15 protein-coding genes and 1 riboswitch are annotated in these 17,463 nt (G+C 44.8%); of the genes, 9 read left to right on the forward strand and 6 right to left on the reverse strand.

The annotated features are described in order from the left end of the window. Nucleotides 1-11: 11 nt before the first annotated feature. The 3 genes from R7P69_RS09670 to R7P69_RS09680 all read left to right on the forward strand — a co-directional run bounded on the left by R7P69_RS09670 (nucleotide 12) and on the right by R7P69_RS09680 (nucleotide 2,869). Nucleotides 12-1,517, forward strand: coding sequence for an inactive transglutaminase family protein (locus R7P69_RS09670; RefSeq protein ID WP_005378389.1), 1,506 nt, complete (start codon nucleotides 12-14; stop codon nucleotides 1,515-1,517). A gap of 3 nt (nucleotides 1,518-1,520) precedes the next feature. Continuing rightward, nucleotides 1,521-2,489, forward strand: a complete 969-nt coding sequence (locus tag R7P69_RS09675) for an alpha-L-glutamate ligase-like protein (protein ID WP_005378387.1) — start codon at nucleotides 1,521-1,523, stop codon at nucleotides 2,487-2,489. 227 nt (nucleotides 2,490-2,716) lie between these two features. Beyond that, a complete protein-coding gene (locus R7P69_RS09680; RefSeq protein ID WP_005378381.1) occupies nucleotides 2,717-2,869 on the forward strand; it encodes a hypothetical protein in 153 nt (50 codons plus the stop codon). A gap of 143 nt (nucleotides 2,870-3,012) precedes the next feature. Here the strand turns inward: R7P69_RS09680 and mukB are convergent, their stop codons facing one another. Genes mukB through cmoM form a run of 4 tightly spaced genes read right to left on the reverse strand, consistent with a single transcriptional unit; the run spans nucleotide 3,013 to nucleotide 10,316 of the window. Further along, nucleotides 3,013-7,476, reverse strand: coding sequence for a chromosome partition protein MukB (mukB, locus tag R7P69_RS09685; protein WP_238952345.1), 4,464 nt, complete (start codon nucleotides 7,474-7,476; stop codon nucleotides 3,013-3,015). Nucleotides 7,477-7,478: 2 nt separating this feature from the next. Next, a complete protein-coding gene (gene mukE / locus R7P69_RS09690; RefSeq protein WP_005378379.1) occupies nucleotides 7,479-8,204 on the reverse strand; it encodes a chromosome partition protein MukE in 726 nt (241 codons plus the stop codon). After that, nucleotides 8,185-9,522 (reverse strand): chromosome partition protein MukF, encoded by a 1,338-nt coding sequence (mukF, locus tag R7P69_RS09695; RefSeq protein ID WP_213968584.1) that lies wholly within the window; start codon nucleotides 9,520-9,522, stop codon nucleotides 8,185-8,187. The genes mukE and mukF overlap by 20 nt, the downstream gene beginning before the upstream one ends. 2 nt (nucleotides 9,523-9,524) lie before the next feature. Beyond that, nucleotides 9,525-10,316: a tRNA uridine 5-oxyacetic acid(34) methyltransferase CmoM gene (gene cmoM, locus R7P69_RS09700; RefSeq protein WP_025766915.1), complete on the reverse strand. Its 792-nt coding sequence runs from the start codon at nucleotides 10,314-10,316 to the stop codon at nucleotides 9,525-9,527. A 114-nt stretch (nucleotides 10,317-10,430) separates the two neighbouring features. On the opposite strand from cmoM, the gene elyC reads away from it, so the two are divergent. Continuing rightward, entirely contained in the window at nucleotides 10,431-11,216 is a 786-nt protein-coding gene (elyC, locus tag R7P69_RS09705) for an envelope biogenesis factor ElyC (protein ID WP_005387893.1), read from the forward strand. Nucleotides 11,217-11,287: 71 nt separating this feature from the next. Here the strand turns inward: elyC and torR are convergent, their stop codons facing one another. After that, nucleotides 11,288-11,998 (reverse strand): two-component system response regulator TorR, encoded by a 711-nt coding sequence (gene torR, locus R7P69_RS09710; RefSeq protein ID WP_005378370.1) that lies wholly within the window; start codon nucleotides 11,996-11,998, stop codon nucleotides 11,288-11,290. Nucleotides 11,999-12,264: 266 nt separating this feature from the next. Here torR and torD point away from each other — a divergent pair, with 266 nt between their 5' ends. The 5 genes from torD (at nucleotide 12,265) to R7P69_RS09735 (ending at nucleotide 16,611) form a co-directional block, all read left to right on the forward strand. After that, complete coding sequence (torD, locus tag R7P69_RS09715) at nucleotides 12,265-12,912, forward strand: molecular chaperone TorD (RefSeq protein ID WP_005378369.1); 648 nt, start codon at nucleotides 12,265-12,267, stop codon at nucleotides 12,910-12,912. A gap of 468 nt (nucleotides 12,913-13,380) precedes the next feature. Next, nucleotides 13,381-14,385 carry an HTH-type transcriptional repressor PurR gene (gene purR, locus R7P69_RS09720; protein ID WP_005378368.1) on the forward strand — a complete coding sequence of 335 codons (1,005 nt, stop codon included), beginning with the start codon at nucleotides 13,381-13,383 and terminating at the stop codon, nucleotides 14,383-14,385. 287 nt (nucleotides 14,386-14,672) lie between these two features. Then, a riboswitch (cyclic di-GMP riboswitch) is annotated at nucleotides 14,673-14,762 on the forward strand. Nucleotides 14,763-14,878: 116 nt separating this feature from the next. Continuing rightward, complete coding sequence (locus R7P69_RS09725) at nucleotides 14,879-15,469, forward strand: TfoX/Sxy family DNA transformation protein (RefSeq protein ID WP_005378367.1); 591 nt, start codon at nucleotides 14,879-14,881, stop codon at nucleotides 15,467-15,469. Nucleotides 15,470-15,583: 114 nt separating this feature from the next. Then, complete coding sequence (locus tag R7P69_RS09730) at nucleotides 15,584-16,270, forward strand: TVP38/TMEM64 family protein (protein WP_005378366.1); 687 nt, start codon at nucleotides 15,584-15,586, stop codon at nucleotides 16,268-16,270. Between the two features lie 20 nt (nucleotides 16,271-16,290). Continuing rightward, nucleotides 16,291-16,611 (forward strand): DUF2007 domain-containing protein, encoded by a 321-nt coding sequence (locus tag R7P69_RS09735; protein WP_017820033.1) that lies wholly within the window; start codon nucleotides 16,291-16,293, stop codon nucleotides 16,609-16,611. 31 nt (nucleotides 16,612-16,642) lie between these two features. On the opposite strand, the gene R7P69_RS09740 is transcribed toward R7P69_RS09735, so the two are convergent. Then, nucleotides 16,643-17,446 (reverse strand): alpha/beta fold hydrolase, encoded by an 804-nt coding sequence (locus tag R7P69_RS09740; RefSeq protein ID WP_017820032.1) that lies wholly within the window; start codon nucleotides 17,444-17,446, stop codon nucleotides 16,643-16,645. Nucleotides 17,447-17,463: the final 17 nt, after the last annotated feature.

Here is a 17,463-nt window from a genome sequence, read left to right on the forward strand (position 1 = left end):
TAAGGTAGATTATGACGTCAAAAATACCGTTTTACCTTTCTATCATCTTATTGGTGATTGCGGGCATTGCTCTGAGTGTTTTCAGACATGAAAACTACGGCGTGCCTTGGACGCCAGGCGAAACTCGCCAGGTATGGGATGTAGAAGCTCGTATTGAGTTCAATGCTAACGGCAACGAAGTAAAAGCGTCACTTGCAGCACCTCATACACAAAGTGGTTACACACTTATCGGTGAATCTGCTTCCTCATCAGGTTATGGCGTTTCCTACATCAATGACGATTCAGGCCGTCGTGCAGAATGGTCAATTCGCCAAGCTCAAGGGCCACAAACCATATACTACAAAGCCCAGTTCTTAGTAGACCCTCAGGCTAAAGTCACTCCTTTACCGCCAACGGAAGACATTACGCCACCAACGCTATCAGCACCACAAGCAGCAGCGGCAAATGCCCTTATCGAACGTGCGATGAGTCGCTCAGCCGATAATGTGACGTTTACTCGTGAGCTTATCAAAGCGCTTAATGACCCAGATAGCCAAAACTCGTCGCTACTACTGAACGATTTCAGCCGTACTGATGCACTGCATAATATTTTGCTTACCGCAGGTATACAGAGCAAAACCGTCGGTGTTATCGAACTAGAAGATGGTCGTCGACGCCAAACAATTCAACCAATGGTTCAGGTTTGGTCAGGTAAAGATTGGGTACTGTTTTCGCCAAAATCCGAACAAAAAGCAGTGAAACCCAACTTGTTAGTGTGGGATGAATCAAACGTATCCTTACTTGACCTTGTTGGTGGTAAAAATAGCCAAGTGCATTTCTCGATGATTAAGCAAGAAATGACACCACAACAAGCTACAAACAACAAAATAGAAGCAGATGGATTACTGAATATTTCAATTCATAGCCTACCTTTGGAAGAGCAAGCGATGTTCAAAACCATCATGCTCATCCCTATTGGTGCTCTGATCGTTGTGTTCTTGCGTGTTATTATCGGCCTGAAAACATCCGGTACCTTCATGCCTGTGTTGATTGCCGTTGCTTTTGTTCAAACTCAACTATTAACGGGTATTGTCGGTTTCTTGCTAATTGTAGGTACAGGCCTGATTATTCGAAGCTATTTGTCTAGGTTGAACTTATTGCTGGTAGCAAGGATATCTGCGGTCATTATTACCGTTATCATGATCATCTCGGTGTTCACCGTTGTTGCGTTTAAGATGGGCTTAACGGAAGGCCTAACAATTACCTTCTTCCCTATGATCATCTTGTCTTGGACGATTGAACGTATGTCAATCCTATGGGAAGAAGAAGGTGCGAAGGAAGTTGCTCTGCAAGGTGGTGGTTCATTGCTGACAGCGGTATTAGTTTACCTTGCAATGACGAACTCATACATTCAACACTTAACCTTTAACTTCATTGGTCTACAGTTGATTGTTCTGGCCGGTATTCTATTACTAGGTACTTACACAGGTTACCGCCTCACTGAGCTACGACGCTTCAAACCACTAGCGGAGGACTAAACGATGTTCGAAAGTTTTACTTCGCCGTCTAAGCTTCGCCATAAAGGCATTATGGGGATGAACAAGCGTAACCACAGCTATATTGGCCGTTACAATGATCGTTCTAAATACCCACTTGTCGATGACAAGCTAAAGACCAAAATTATTGCACAGGCAGCAGGAGCAACAGTTCCTGCCCTGATCGGTGTCATTCATAACCAAGCTGAAGTTAAGACTATCCACAAAATGGTTGAGAACTGGCCTGGTTTTGTAATCAAACCTGCACAAGGTAGTGGCGGTAAAGGCATTCTGGTTGTTACGTCTCATAAAAACGGGGTATATACTAAACCCTCCGGCTCTACAATTGGTAGGGATGAGGTCGAGCGTCACATTAGTAATGCGCTTGCTGGCCTTTTCTCTCTTGGTGGTAAAAATGACGTTGCTGTGGTTGAAAACTTAATCAAGTTTGATGACTGTTTTGATGGCTTCAGTTATGAAGGCGTACCAGATGTTCGGATCATCGTATTTAAAGGTTATCCAGTTATGGCGATGATGCGCTGTTCTACAGCGGCTTCCGACGGCAAAGCAAACCTTCACCAAGGTGCCGTCGGAGTAGGCATTGACATCGCGACAGGTAAAGCCGTCAGAGCGGTGCAGTTCGATCATCCAGTGACTCATCACCCTGATACAGGTAAAGACCTTTCGACCCTTCAAGTACCGCATTGGGAGCGCTTGCTGGAGCTTGCGTCAAGTGCCTGGGAAATGACAGGTTTGGGATACATGGGTACGGATATGGTGCTGGATAAAGATGAAGGACCTATGGTTTTAGAGCTTAACGCTCGCCCTGGTCTGGCAATCCAAATCGCTAATGGTGCAGGCTTGCTTCCTCGTTTGAAACACATAGAGAGCCTTGGCACACCTGCTGAGTATCCAAAACCGATTGAACGCGTCGCTTACGCGGCAGAGCAGTTCGGTGTGAAGCCGTTGTTCTAACCCTCCGACATAATGTTCGTTATTACTCGCCAGTAATTGTCATGATTACTGGCGTTTTTGTTCCCGCATCCAAAAACCTTGCACTTGCTCTCCTTATTAAACACATCCTTCTCATATATAAGTTGAATCAATGATCGAGCTAACAAAATCAACATAGATCGTTTCTTTTCTACTTTGCCTTTTGAGTATGATGAGAGCTCCCCTTACTCAACTTGAGAGGTTGGGAAATGCTAATAAAAGAAACAAATAATGATGAACCAGAGCTTGAAGAACAAGAGAGCTTAGACCAACACCTACAACGCTTGTCTGAGCTTTCTGTCCAAGCACTTGAAGAGCTTGCTGAAATGATCGAAGTCAGGGACGATATTCCAGAGGAATAAACGTCGCTTCCTCATTAAGTTCCGCTAATAAGCCGAGACTGCCGTCCTACAGTCTCGGCTTATCTTATGTTGTTCGAAGCCTACCTCGTAAATAGATACAAAAACGCCCGCGTTCATTGCGGGCGTTTTGTTAGATTCGGAGTTTACGATTCAAACTCTTCAATCATCTCTTGTGCTTCAGTCTTAGGCTTATCCGTTTGACCAAAACCACGCAGACCAACCACGTGTACGTGTTCGTGATCTTTAAACACCTTACGCACCAGTTTGTAGGTAGTCCCCTTCTCTGGGCTGATGTTTTCAGGCGCTGCGATAAGAAGCTGCATATCCAGACGGTCGCACAATTCGAACAATGTCGCGATCGATTTCGCATCCAGACGCGCTGCTTCATCCAAGAAAAGCAAACGACAAGGCACAATGTCTTTGCTGCGTAGACGACGAGACTCTTCTTCCCAGCTTTGTACTACCATCAATAGGATTGACTGACCAGTACCGATCGCTTCACCTGTTGATAGTGCGCCAGACTCAGCCTGTAGCCAACCATCTGTACCACGGTTCACTTCTACACTTAGCTCTAGGTAGTTACGGTAATCCAGTAGCTCTTCACCCAGAACCTGAGGAGAACGTTGACCCATATCAATATGTGGGTTCACACGTTGGAACAGCTTCGCCATTGCTTCGGAGAAGGTAAAGCGAGTCGATTCAAACAGGTCTTTGTGCTGCTCTTGCTGTGTCGCTAGACCGTTCAGTAGCACTTCGTGACTTTCGCGGATCTTCACGTTTAGACGTACGCCCTTCACCTGACCAAACGAGATGTTCGACAGGCCTTGGTTCAGCATACGAATACGGTTTTGCTCACGCTGAATCGTCTTCTTGATGATGCTCGCTACTGACTCAGAGCTGATCGCTAAACGGTTTTCACGTTGCGTTAGCTCTTCCGTTAGACGCGCCAGCTCTACTTCCATCTCTTCGATCGCTTCTACAGGATCATCAGTACGGATGATATCCTGACGAATACGCTCACGAAGATGTTGGTAAACCGCAATGTAGAACAGAACTTTACGCTCTGGGCGAGCGTTGTCTTCTGATAGACGCAGCGCATCACGCAGGTCGTCATTGTTCGCAACCGCGAGACGCAGCGCACCCAATGATTTATCCGACATTGAACGCAGTTCATCCGCTGACATATAAGCCAGTTCACGCTTGTGTAGACGACGCTCAACATCGTTCTCACGCGCCAGACGAAGTACTGAACACCAGCCAGCTTTCGCTGCAACCACGAAGGTACGTAGCTCAACGTATTCTTTCTGAACTTTCTTCAGACGTTTCGCCAAGCCTTTCATCTCTAGTTCAGTAGAGGTGATCGTGCGCTCGTATTCGCTCTTACGGCTACGAGACGTGTGTAGACGCTCATGCAATTCATCACGACGACGCATTGCACGTTCTTCAGCACCTTCGTCCGCGTTCACGCCAAACTCTTGAAGTTCTTGTTTGAACTCTTGAACCGTTTCCAGTTTCGCTTGGTGTGAACTCTTCAATGACGCCAATACTTGGTTGTATTGGTTCATTTGGCCTTGCGACTGTTTCAACTCTTCACGAGAGCGTGTACGCATTTGTTCAGCTTGAACCAGTTTTGCTTTTAGCTGCTCGCTCAGTTCGCTGCTCTTGTTCAGTAGGTCTACTGAATCTGAGTAAGCGAAGTAGTGGCGACGCTCAACGAGATCTGAGAGTGCAAAGATTTGCTTCTTAAGATCTTGTAGCTGTTCGTCTGCCGCTTTGTATTCTGCTTCTAGCGCGTCGAATTGCTCTGGGTCAGCATCAAGCGCAGACGCAATATTCTCTAATTGCGCGACGGCTTTTGCATGGTTGCTTAAGAAGTTCTTCGCCTCTGCAAGCTGAGCGATTTTCTCTTCTAGCTCATCAAAACGCGCTTGCAATGACTCATCTTCAACAAGCACCATGTGTGACGCTAGCTTGTCCAGAGAAGACAACGCTTGCTTGCTGGTTTGAAGCTGAGAACGTTGTTGTTGCTCTTTCGCATCCAGATCCGCCAACACGCGAGCAATTTGGTTACGCTTATCACGAATAGTTGCCAGTGCTTGTTCTGGATCGGCGTCAAAAGCAACCTGAATGTGGTTAGACACAAATAGGTTAAACGCTTGGTACAAGCGCTGCATTTTCTGAGAATCAAACGCCGCTTTTGCGTGTTTCTCTACCACTTCTTCTCGTTCGTTACGCAGCAACTCTAGACGCTGCTCACGTGCCGCACGGCCAAACAATGGGATCTCAGGCAAGCGAGAGTAACGCATTTGGCGATCGTTCATACGAACGCAAACCGCGCCCTCTAACTCTTCTGCATCGAACGAGCTGTCATCAAAGGCATCGATGTCACCTTCAATGATGTACAAGTCTTCTGGACAGTCGTCTAGCTCTACCAGTTTCTCTTCGATGCCTGACAAGTCAGAAACAACGATAGCGTGACGAGCCGGACCGTACATCGCACTGAAATAAGGCGCGTCATCAATCGTGATGTCATCGTAGATCTCAGACAGCAATACACCGCCCAGCGTATCTGCCAAACCTTTCAGGCGAGGGTCATTTGAACCACCAGGAGAAGCAAGACGCTCAATCTCAGAGTCTAGCTGGCTACGGCGCTCAGCAAGCTTATCTTTAGCTAAAGACAGCTCCCTTTCTTGTTCAAGGACAACTTGCATGTGGTTCATTACCGCATGGCGATCCTCAAGCTCTTCACCGCTCTGCTCCCTCAGTTTATCTAGCGCATCGTTCGCCGCAATCCAAGCTGGTGCTATTGCTTCAAGCTTACTGATTTCTGCCGCCGCGTTTTGCTCTAGACGGCGCTGTTCACCACGCTGATCACGAACTTCTTCTTGAGCTATCTCTAGTGATTCGATTTGCGTCGCATGACGTTCACGTTCTTGTTCAAACGTAACCTCATCGGTTAGTTCAACGTGATATTGCTTTTTGTATTCAGCAACCAGTTCACGTGATTGACGCTGCTGGTTAAGGCTGCGTTCGAGATCACGGTGTTGTGCTCGCCATTGCTGTTCGTTTTGTGCGATTTGTTGTGACTCACGCGCTTTCGCGATTGCAGTTTTCGCATGTTCAGACGCGTCTTTGCGCTCAACTTGACCAACGATGCTTTGTACCAGTTTAAGCGCGGTTTCAAACTGCTCTGCCGCTGCAGAAGACATGTCCAGTTTGTGCTTAACCGATAGCAACGCATTGGTGCTTTCTGATTCTTTGTTCTTAAGCTCAGAGACAAGCGCTTGAGCCGATTCCGCCGTTAGGCTGTCATCGCCAAGTAGTTGCTTCGCTTTCTCCAGCGCTTGAACTGCTTGTTGATATTGAAGGGCGCGAGTTTGCTGAACGTCAAGAGCTTGCTGGTAATCAGCAAGTTGCGTCTTAAGGCTATCCACCTCTTCTTCTGCAACGGTAGCTTGCTCTTCAGCCATCATCACGCGTTCTTGCGCTTCTTCCACTACCATCATTTGTTCTTCAAGACGCTCGCTCAGCTCTTCAAGATCTTCTTGGTAGCGTTCGATCTTCTCTTGCTGACGCAGCGCGTTTTGCACCAGTTGCAAGTGATCAGAAGCCGCTTGGTAGTCTTGCTCTAAAGAAGATTCTGACTCGATCAGCAGTTCCAGCTCTTCTTGAACGCGGTTAAGCAGATTGTTTTGCTCAATCAAGGTTTCGCGAGAACCAAATAACTCTGAACGCAAAGACAATGTCTGTTCTAGTTTTTTACGGCGCTCGTTGGCATGGCGCATATAGTCCGCTGCCACGTAGTTGGTCGACTCTGTAATCAAATGTTTGAACAAGTCACGGTCTGCTTGCGTGGTTTTGATCGCTTCTAGCGTCATGCGGTTTTCACGCAGCGCCGATTCCATATCTTGGAACGCTTTCTTCACGCCGCCGTTTTGTGGCAGAAGGTAGTCACGTAGCGAACGGGTAATCGCACTTGAGATACCACCGTAAAGCGATGCTTCGATCAGGCGGTAGAATTTAGAACGGTCACCAGAGTTACGCAGTTTCTTCGGAATCACACCGAATTCAAACATTTGCGCGTGGTAATCCACGATAGAAGAGAAGGCTTTGAATTGAACACCTTCAAATTCTGCGATTGATTCTTTTACTTCATTGATTTGACGTACACGAGCTTGAGTCGCAGATACGCTTTCAACCAAGATATCCGTTGGTTTCACATGGCTTGGAAGACCTTGGATCACAAACGGTTTGATGTCTACTTTCTTATCACGACCCGCAACTTGCTGTAGTTTTACTGCAAACAATAGGCGTTGGTTACGTGAGTTCACCACGTCTAGCGCCGCATAACATGCGCCCGGCTGTAGCTTACCGTACAAACCTTTGTCACGAGACGATTGGCTGCTGCCCGCTTCTGTCGTGTTACGGAAGTGCAGCAGCGTTTGGTCAGGAATCAATGCGGTGATGAACGCCGCCATTGTGGTTGATTTACCTGCACCGTTACCACCTGATAGCGTGGTGACCAGACCATCGATGTCAAACGTACGGGCAAAGAAGCCGTTCCAGTTGACCATGGTCAGCGATTGGTATTTACCGCGTTCAATCATGCTCATGCTTCACCCTCTTCTGTTGTTTCTTCTTGGGCTTGGTCGTCTTGATCTTCTTCAGACAATAGGCTGCCTTGGCTTGGCTCTTTGGTGTGCACTACCGCTTCACCATCACGGATCAGACGCAGCTGCGCTTCACGCATGTCATCGCCAATACGTACATCGGCACCAAAGCGGAATACCGCTTCACTGATGCTGAATTTACCGGTTTCACCGATGTTGATGATCATGCCTAGGCGACGCAGACGACGAAGTGACGTACGTACTTTTTCAAACAGCTTTTCTTTATCGAGGTCAGAACCAGTCGCACGGTTCGTCACTAGCTTCATCAGCTTGTTTTCATCTGCTAGAGCAAGCAGTTCGTCGTACAGCTCTTGGTTAGTGAAGATGCCTTCGTGCGCAAGACGCTCTGGGCTTAGGTAAAGGAAACACAGTACCTTGCCCACCAACATGTCCAGTTCAGAAAGAACACTACGGCCAATCAGAGACGTTGAACGTGGACGAAGGTAGAAGAAACCTTCTGGCGCTTTCACCAATTCGGTGTTGTAGCGTTGGTAGAAAGAAGAAAGCTCAAGTTCGAAATCCGACAACAACGCGTGGTTGTCTAGATCTTCACTTGAGATATGACGCCCTGCTCGAAGCATGCTGTCTAGCGCTGGGAACAGAGGGTTAGAAATTGCTTTTGCCAGATTCTCTGACATGTATTCATTAGTATCGGTCGATGACATTCGCTTGTACCTTTGCCCCAAATTCGTTGATTGCTTTCCAGTCTGGCTGAACAGCTTGGTAGTCGGATTCTGAGTAACCCAGACGTACCGCCTGATCAACGACAATGCGAGCTAAATCAAAGTGATGAGTGTATGGGTGTTGTGCAAGGTAATCTCGCAGTACCACGCTCAAGTCGATTGGTGTACCTTGATCTTTATGCGCTTTCAGCATGTCACCAATTCGTTCAGACAGCTCATCATTGACTTGTTGAAACTCTTCGTATTCTACTTCCATCGGAACTTGACCCGTGACCTCGTCATCACGCAGTACTAGGGCCTCATCACGAAGGTCAGAAAGCCTCTCCGCATCTGCATAAGTCAGATACCAAGGCGCATCGAAGTAATCTTTGACGGATTGACGCAGACGCGAGCTAAACGCACGGTTCTTATCCATATCGATTGCAGTACGAATAAACTTGTGCACGTGTCGGTCGTAACCAATCCAAAGGTCGATCGCTTGCTGGCCCCAGCTTGTGATTCGGTCCAGCTTCATTTGCAGACCAAACAAGGCTTCTTCGATAAACTCCAGCTCAGGGTCACCGTAAACAATTTCTTGAATATCGAGGATCTGAGTTTGCAGTTCATCACTGGCGGCTTGCAGCGTATCTTGAAGTTCACGCAACGTGCTTGATGTTTCTGACAGAAGTGCTTCACAGTTGTTGATCGCTTCGCGCCAGTCTTTGTTAAGCAGGTCAGCAATCTGTTGTTTCACTGACTGTTGCTGCTCATCCATAACACGTTGGTTGAGGTCAATTTGATCGAAGATTTCGCCTACAGAATATTTTAAAACACCGTATACGTTTTTCTTCCAGTGACCCGGTGTGCCACCTTTTTGTGCTGCCTCAATCGCTTTCGCCATTTCATCCGCTACCATGGATAGCTGGATAGATAGACGCAGTTTTGAGAACTCACGATGACGCACGTAGTAGTCGGTTATTCCTATCGCTAATGGCGACAAGCGGTAAATGCTCGCTCCGTCAGTAATTTCACTGACAAAACGGCTCATAAGACGCTGCTTAACCATCTCGTTGATCGCATTGTTCGCACGAAAAGCGGAGGCTTCGCCGGTCTCATCAAATAGTCGAGTGACGATGGCAAATGCATCATGCAGTTCACCTTCACCCAGTTCTTCATCGAACCTTTCATTACTCAGTACGGCAATGGCTATCAAAAATGCCAATCGCTCTGTGGTCAGGTTCAACGAGAAATCGTGCTGCTTAACCCAGCCAACCAGCTCATCGATTGGTTGCTCTGCAGCATTGAGAGTCATCTCACTCATTGTTATTCCTGTTTATCGTTCTTTTTAGCCCACACATGAATGTAGCGGCCTAATGAGAGGTATGGCTCTTGTCGACAAAGTTGTTTTTCTAGCGCCAACACATCTTCAAACTCGTAATCACCCATGTATTCCATATTGCCTATGTAATCACTAAATGAGCGAATACCAGATTTGCCACAAATATTAAAACCTGAATTTTCTATCCACTGGTAGACTTCTTCAGGTTTTAAGCCTTTTTGCGGCTGTAGTTTAAATCTTTTTCGGTGAGGCATGCCGTCTAATATATGAGGAATGTTGCCACAAACCACGTTTTTATAGACTAAACCGTGGTGGTTGTAGAACATGACTGATGCGATACCTCCCGGTTTTACTTGTTCAAGAACTGTTTCAAGTGCGGCCTTAGGATCAACCAGCCACTCCATCACAGCGTGGAACATAACCAGATCGACCTGTCCATCCATATGTTCACCGATGGATTGGACAGGCGAATGAATCAGGCGATACTGCTCAAGCAAACCGTTTTTTTCAATATCCTGCTTAGCCAACTGCAGCATTTCCGAAGATAGATCACATAAAGCGATTCGATGTCCGAGCTTAGCAAGCTTTTGCGACATTTGTGCCAAACCACCACCAGCGTCCAACACTTCTAGGGGTTGCTGGTCAGCATCTAATTCACTTAGAATCTGTAGAAAATCTTCCCACACAATGATTTGGCGGATCTCCCCTTTATCGGAGCCGTAAATATTTTTTGCAAATTTGTGGGCGATATCGTCGAAATTGCGGTCTTCTGTCACTTCTGCTGAGTTATCATAACGGATTGTGCCGCTATTCTGGCACAAGGAAAGCAGGAATAAAGAGGGATACCCTCATTTTTATTATCAATTGATGTTTTTTCGGACTATTTATGTATGTTTGAGCTGAAAAAAGTAGTGTCAGCCATGCTTATGCCCCTTCCGGCATTGCTGCTGATAGGCTTGTTGGGTCTTGCTCTCATTAGTTTTACTACAAAACGTAAAACTGGCTGCTTCGTTGTTCTATTCTCTTTTGTTGGCATTTTTCTTGTTGCCTTCCAACCTGTTTCAACCAAGCTTCTTATGCCGTTAGAGCGAGAGCATAAAGCCTTTTTGCCAGTTTCTGGCACCATCGACTACGTGATGGTTTTAGGGAATGGTCATGTTATCGATGACGAAATTCCACCCACCTCGCAGTTAAGCCGTGCAGCATTAATGCGCTTAACTGAGGGCATTCGTATTTTAAGAATGTATCCAGGCGCGAAATTAATCTTATCCGGCTATGCTGGCGGATCTGAAATTAGCCACGCGCGAATGATGGCGAACGTTGCCCTTGCGTTGGGAGTCGCGAAATCCGATATCATTTTATTAGAAGATGCGAAAGATACGTGGGAAGAGGCGCGTCAAGCGGCTGCATTCGTTCAACAAAAGGAGATTGTGTTAGTCACTTCTGCGAGTCACATGAGCCGTGCATTGTATGAGTTCAACGCAGCAGGCATTAAACCAATCCCAGCCCCGACCAACTTCTTAGCTATTAGCGAGATAAGTCAACCTTGGGATAAATACTCACCTAAAGCGCGTTACTTAGAACAAACAGAGCTTTATTGGCATGAGTACTTGGGCAGTATTTGGCAAAGGTTGCGTGATACTGTCGGCCAAACACCAATGGTTGAAGCAAACTAGTATTATCTTGAAGCCACAAAAAAGGAGAGCCGAAGCTCTCCTTTTCTTTTTACGATTGAGTTATGTTCAAACTAGTCACCAGCAAACATATAGCCTTCGCCGTGCACCGTTACAAAAATCTGTGGGTTCTTAGGATCGAACTCCATTTTTGCGCGCATACGTCGAATAAGAACATCAATGGTGCGGTCATTCGGCGCATCCACTCGATGGCTGATCATGTTCAAAATACGCTCACGACTTAACACCTGGTTAGGGTAAGACGATAATGCCACCAAAAGTTCATACTCTGCTTTAGTTAGTTTTACTGGCTCACCGTTGCGGCTAAGTGCGCGACGTTGAATGTCGAATGTCCACTCCCCAAAGCGCACAATGTGCTCTTCACTGGTTTCATTCGCTTTCGAGCTGCCACTGCGCGCTGCTGAAATACGCCACAGCAAGTTTTTAACGCGAACTAACAGCTCTCTCAGTTCAAAAGGTTTTGTCACATAATCGTCAGCACCCATTTCTAGGCCTACGATTTTATCAATGCTATCCGTGCGTCCTGTTACTAATATGATACCAATATCCGATTGGCTACGTAACTCACGAGTAAGCATCAGGCCGTCTTCACCAGGCAGGTTAATATCCAGCATGATCAGGTCTACATCGCCCGCTTGCAAAACTTCACGCATTTCTGCGCCACTCTCTGCTTCGCTGACTTGGTAGCCCTCATTTTGGAAATATCCCGCAAGCTTACTACGAGTTACAACATCATCTTCTACGACTAATACGTGATAGCTCATTTACACCACTTTTCTGTCTTCTTATTATCCAAGACGTATTCTATTCATAACTAGTAACATTTCTAGTCATAGATACATTAAAACGCAAGATTTAGCGTTTTTATTGATTCAAAACAAGCTTGCCCATTGCTATTAATAAACGGTCATTTTTGACCATAAAACATAACAATTATAGTTACTGCTATTCATTTTAATTGATTACACTTAGGGGATATCCCTAATTGACTTTGTGATGCATGACTTGAAGCATCATTCAGGAGCCCAAAATGCAAGAAGTGAAAGCTTTTAATGAAAAACGCGCTGAAATTTACTGGTGGTTTTCGAGCTTGTTCGCAAAAGAACTAACAGAGAAAGAATTGGAAGCCTATCACAGTGTTGAAATTCGCAGTTTTCTCGCAGGTTTAGGTGAAAATGAGTCGCTAAAACCAGCCGTTGATAGCCTAGTTGATGCATTGAATCGGTTACAAGATCGTGAAGATGCACAACTAGAGCTTGCAGCTGACTTTTGTGAACTGTTTTTGAAGACAGAAAAATACGGCGCTCTTCCTTACGCATCCATGTACATTGGTGAATCAGGTTTACTGAATGACAAGCCAGCTGAGGAAATGGAAAAGTTGATGGCTGAATTTGGCGTTCAAGTAGACGAAAACCTAAAGGAACCTGCGGATCACTTAGCCGTTGAGCTCGACTTTCTCGGGAACATGATTATCCGCTCAAACGAGCTTGAACAAGAAAAACACATGGAAGAAGCCTTCGTTAAACAAAACGACTTTATCCAGCAACAATTGATGTCTTGGTTACCTCAGTTTTCAGACAAATGTAAAAAATTCGATGAATTTGGATTTTACTCAAGTGTCGCGAAACTATTAGTTGCATTTTGTAAACTAGACAGCGCCTACCTTCTTGGTGAATAATTGCCGCCTATTTTTAGGGAGCCTGCCTATCGGGCTTCCTGTATGCCTGAAAGTGACCGATTGTAAGTAACTTGGGTATAATATTCGTTTGCCTTAACTTAGCGCAAAGACGCTTGGTTATTTAGCAGTCAAAATGTGACTTCAAATACACAAATCTCTTGCTGAAAACATTGCTAGTCAGTCCACATAGGGCTAAAATGTGAGCGCAAACGATTAAATATGATTTATATGTAAACCGCTGAAATATAGCGGTTTTTGTGTTTTCTTAACAGGTTGATGGCAATTTCTCATCAGATAGAAAAAAGATAAAATTCATCGACCGATGCTGCTACGTACCCTTTTGTCGCACTTGGATCAACCGCTGCCGAGACACTTAGCGCCAATTTTATATTGCTAGGTGTGAAACCATTAGAGCATCAGGTACATCCAATACGACATATTTCAGTAGCTCGATACAGGACACCATTTATGGCCACGATAAAAGACGTTGCTCGCTTAGCCGGCGTTTCCACTACGACAGTTTCGCACGTTATCAATAAAACGCGTTTCGTTGCAGAAGCAACGCAAGAAAAAGTAATGAAAGCCGTTGACGAGCTGAATTACGCGCCAAGTGCCGTTGCACGCAGCCTAAAATGCAACTCAACTCGTACGATTGGCATGTTAGTAACTCAATCAACTAACCTATTTTTCTCAGAAGTGATTGATGGCGTTGAGAGCTACTGTTACCGCCAAGGCTATACTCTGATTTTATGTAACACAGGCGGGATTTACGAAAAACAACGCGATTACATTCGTATGCTGGCTGAAAAGCGCGTTGATGGCATCCTAGTGATGTGTTCTGACTTAACCGAAGAACTAAAAGAGATGCTTGACCGTCATGCGGACATTCCTAAAGTGGTCATGGATTGGGGCCCAGAGAGCTCACAAGCAGACAAGATCATGGATAACTCAGAAGAAGGTGGCTACATTGCAACCAAACATCTGATTGACAATGGTCATACGGATATCGCTTGTCTAAGCGGTCATTTTGAAAAGCTTGCTTGCCAAGAGCGCATTGCAGGTTTCCGTCGCGCAATGAGCGAAGCGAACCTAGCTGTAAATGAAGACTGGATCCTTGAAGGTAACTTTGAATGTGATACGGCCGTATTAGTTGCAGATAAAATTACCGCAATGGACAAGCGCCCGACGGCGGTATTCTGTTTTAACGACACAATGGCTCTAGGCCTAATGAGCCGCTTGCAACAAAACGGGATCAAAATTCCTGAAGATATTTCAGTGATCGGCTACGACAACATCGAGCTTGCGGAATACTTCTCTCCACCGCTAACGACTATCCACCAACCTAAACGTCGTGTTGGTAAAAATGCATTCGAAATTCTACTTGAGCGTATCAAAGATAAAGAACACGAAAAACGAATTTTCGAAATGCAACCTGAGCTTGTAATTCGAAATACTGTGAAAAAAATGAACTAAATTTCACTGTATTTAACCGTGTTAAATAAGCGCTCTACAGGGGCGCTTATTTTTTTGGAAAAATTAAGCATTCTCTAATACTTCACACCACTCTAATAACAATTGACTAACGTTAACTCCCTGTTTTATATAAATGTAATATATATTAAGAACTCCTTTTCAAAGGCCAATTTGCACCTTTCCATATGCAAAATAGAGCATTCAACCTATCATTTTTATTGAACCGAAATCACACTTTTAACGCTAAACCGTGATGTTAATTCAATATAAGAAGTATGCTCATTGTGTCACGCACAGGGCAAACCATTCGAAAGAGTGGGACGCAAAGCCTCCGGCCTGAACCATATTACGATATGGAAGGTAGCGGGGTTACCGATGGCAAGTGTGTAAGCAATGACTTTACTCTGTAATGACATTGTTTTTACGCATGTTTGCTACTCTCTCGGACCTGACTTTTGGTGGCGTAATATTAATTACACCGAGATAACAAAACATGGATAAACCGATACTCAAAGACTCTATGAAGCTATTTGAGGCACTTGGTAATATCAAGTCGCGCTCAATGTTTGGTGGCTTCGGACTATTCGCTGATGAAACAATGTTTGCACTAGTGGTAAACAATCAGCTTCATATCAGAGCAGACCAAAAAACTTCATCTGACTTCGAGAAACAAGGGCTAAAGCCTTACGTTTATAAAAAACGTGGCTTTCCAGTCGTTACAAAGTACTACGCTATTTCCAGCGATTTATGGGAATCAAGCGAACGCTTAATCGAAGTAGCGAATCAATCATTGAAAAAGGCAAAGCTTGAGAAAGAACAGCAAGCAAGTACAAAGCCTAACCGTTTGAAAGATTTGCCTAACTTACGACTGGCTACCGAGCGCATGCTAAAAAAAGCCGGCATCGAATCCGTAGAGAAGCTTGAAGAGGAAGGTGCGCTTAACGCCTATAAAGCGATAAGAGATACGCACTCTGCAACCGTCAACATTGAGTTGCTATGGGCACTAGAAGGTGCTATCAACGGCACTCATTGGAGTGTGGTACCTCAAGCTCGCCGAGATGAGTTGATGAACGGCCTCCAATAAAAGTCGGCCTAAAAACTATCTTGTAAAACCGCAGTCTAATCTGCGGTTTTTTTGTGAAATTTTTTCGGTTTTCCTACTGTCTTATTACATATATCCCAAATTGGAATCAAAATTATGAATAAGAAACTGATATTAGGTCTCATCCTACTAGCGGCTATCGTCTTTTTAGGTATTAACTTTGGCCAGTATTTAACCTTAGAGAATGCAAAAGCCCAACAAGAAGCACTAACTACATACATCGATCAGAATTTTGTATTCTCGGCTGCGATTTACTTTTTTACCTACATTGCAATTACCGCTTTTTCTATCCCAGGAGCGGCAGTAGTCACCTTACTTGGTGCAGCCTTATTTGGTTTTTGGACAAGCTTGCTACTGGTTTCTTTCGCTAGCACTATGGGGGCAACACTGGCCTTCTTGAGCAGCCGATACTTATTGCGTGACTGGGTACAAAACAAATTCGGAAATAAACTCAACGCAATTAATCAAGGTGTCGAAAAAGACGGAGCTTTTTATCTATTTTCCTTGCGTCTAATCCCTGTATTCCCTTTCTTTCTAATCAACTTACTGATGGGCTTAACACCGATGTCTGTAGGTCGATTTTATCTCACTAGCCAAATAGGTATGCTGCCAGGCACAGCCGTATATCTGAATGCAGGTACTCAATTAGCAACAATTGAAAGCCTATCGGGCATTGTTTCACCCGCAGTATTAGCGTCTTTTGCGCTATTGGGACTATTTCCAATCATCACTAAATGGGTTATGAATAAAGTAAGGCCGACACCAAGTCAGCAAAACTCGTAATTGGTGAAGTGGGTATTTTGATGAAAATATTTATCGCTAAAAACCCAGCAGAAGCACACATTGTATGTGAGCTGCTTAAAGTGGAACAAATTTACTGTGAAGTTCGCGGAGAAGGTATTTTCGGCTTAAAAGGAGAACTGCCGTTTGGTGATGATACCGATCCTTATGTGTGGCTTTTTGACACGGCACAAAAGATGAAAGCTGAAGAAATAGTAAAAGCATATCGAAAACAATCCGATAGGCATGAGTATCAAGATTGGCAATGCCCAAAATGTCATGAAATAAACGAAGGGCAATTTGGTGCATGTTGGCAATGTGGATATCAACTAGGAGAGCTATAGCGGCTCTCCTATTCAGTGGATGCACTCAGTTTTAAGCACATACAGCTTGCTGTTTAATAAACTCGATGGAGTGTTGATTGAAGTCTTCTGGACGCTCTACATTGCATACATGACCACAATTCGGGATTTCTCGTAGAATGCTGAGCTTATGTGCTGCAACCATTTCTTTGACAGGTTTAATAAACATGTAATCCCTGTCGCCCATTAAGTAAAGAGTCGGAATGGGTAACTCTCGATCTTTAAAATATTTCATTAACGGATTTACATCAGCGGCAAGAATAAACCAACGTTTAAATTCTTTTTGGCAAAGCTTCTTGGCTTCGCGAATAAAAAGGTGGCGAGATTCTCGTTGGCTTCTTTGAGGCATAACAATATAAGCGAACAGTTTGTAGAGCCACATGTACGGTAGGATATGCTTACAAAAATTACCTAATTTCACCAATATCTGAGAACGAGTGTTAAGCCTTGTGACAGCACCGCCGAGCACCATCGAACGTACGCGCTCTGATGACAATTCAGCAAGGTTTCGAACAATAATAGTACCAAGCGACATACCGACAAAATGAGCGGATTGGATCTTTAAATGGTCCAATACTTTCAAAATATCTTGGGTAACTTCCGTAAAGGTATAACGGCTAGCAATGAGCTCTTTAAGTAACTGATTTGACTTTCCATGACCTCTTAAATCGATCAGCAATAAGTTAAAGTGTTGCTTGTAAGCTTTAATTTGCTTGAACCAGATAGAAGAGCTACCACCAGCACCGTGCACAAATACAACCCACTCATTACTAGTAGGGTGCAAATAGGTTTTATGAAAAAGTAGCGGCTGGGTCATATTGAGTATCAAAAAGA

It is taken from the genome of Vibrio sp. 661 (assembly GCF_033339315.1).
Taxonomy (GTDB): domain Bacteria; phylum Pseudomonadota; class Gammaproteobacteria; order Enterobacterales; family Vibrionaceae; genus Vibrio; species Vibrio alginolyticus.

Excerpts from the sequence above, each read along its gene's own strand:
- R7P69_RS09725 (WP_005378367.1), top strand. The coding sequence starts at position 14,879 with ATGGATAAACCGATACTCAAAGACTCTATGAAGCTATTTGAGGCACTT.
- R7P69_RS09740 (WP_017820032.1), bottom strand. The coding sequence starts at position 17,446 with ATGACCCAGCCGCTACTTTTTCATAAAACCTATTTGCACCCTACTAGT.
- mukF (WP_213968584.1), bottom strand. The coding sequence starts at position 9,522 with ATGAGTGAGATGACTCTCAATGCTGCAGAGCAACCAATCGATGAGCTG.
- R7P69_RS09675 (WP_005378387.1), top strand. The coding sequence starts at position 1,521 with ATGTTCGAAAGTTTTACTTCGCCGTCTAAGCTTCGCCATAAAGGCATT.
- R7P69_RS09730 (WP_005378366.1), top strand. The coding sequence starts at position 15,584 with ATGAATAAGAAACTGATATTAGGTCTCATCCTACTAGCGGCTATCGTC.
- purR (WP_005378368.1), top strand. The coding sequence starts at position 13,381 with ATGGCCACGATAAAAGACGTTGCTCGCTTAGCCGGCGTTTCCACTACG.
- torD (WP_005378369.1), top strand. The coding sequence starts at position 12,265 with ATGCAAGAAGTGAAAGCTTTTAATGAAAAACGCGCTGAAATTTACTGG.
- elyC (WP_005387893.1), top strand. The coding sequence starts at position 10,431 with ATGTTTGAGCTGAAAAAAGTAGTGTCAGCCATGCTTATGCCCCTTCCG.
- torR (WP_005378370.1), bottom strand. The coding sequence starts at position 11,998 with ATGAGCTATCACGTATTAGTCGTAGAAGATGATGTTGTAACTCGTAGT.
- mukE (WP_005378379.1), bottom strand. The coding sequence starts at position 8,204 with ATGTCATCGACCGATACTAATGAATACATGTCAGAGAATCTGGCAAAA.
- R7P69_RS09735 (WP_017820033.1), top strand. The coding sequence starts at position 16,291 with ATGAAAATATTTATCGCTAAAAACCCAGCAGAAGCACACATTGTATGT.
- mukB (WP_238952345.1), bottom strand. The coding sequence starts at position 7,476 with ATGATTGAACGCGGTAAATACCAATCGCTGACCATGGTCAACTGGAAC.
- R7P69_RS09680 (WP_005378381.1), top strand. The coding sequence starts at position 2,717 with ATGCTAATAAAAGAAACAAATAATGATGAACCAGAGCTTGAAGAACAA.
- R7P69_RS09670 (WP_005378389.1), top strand. The coding sequence starts at position 12 with ATGACGTCAAAAATACCGTTTTACCTTTCTATCATCTTATTGGTGATT.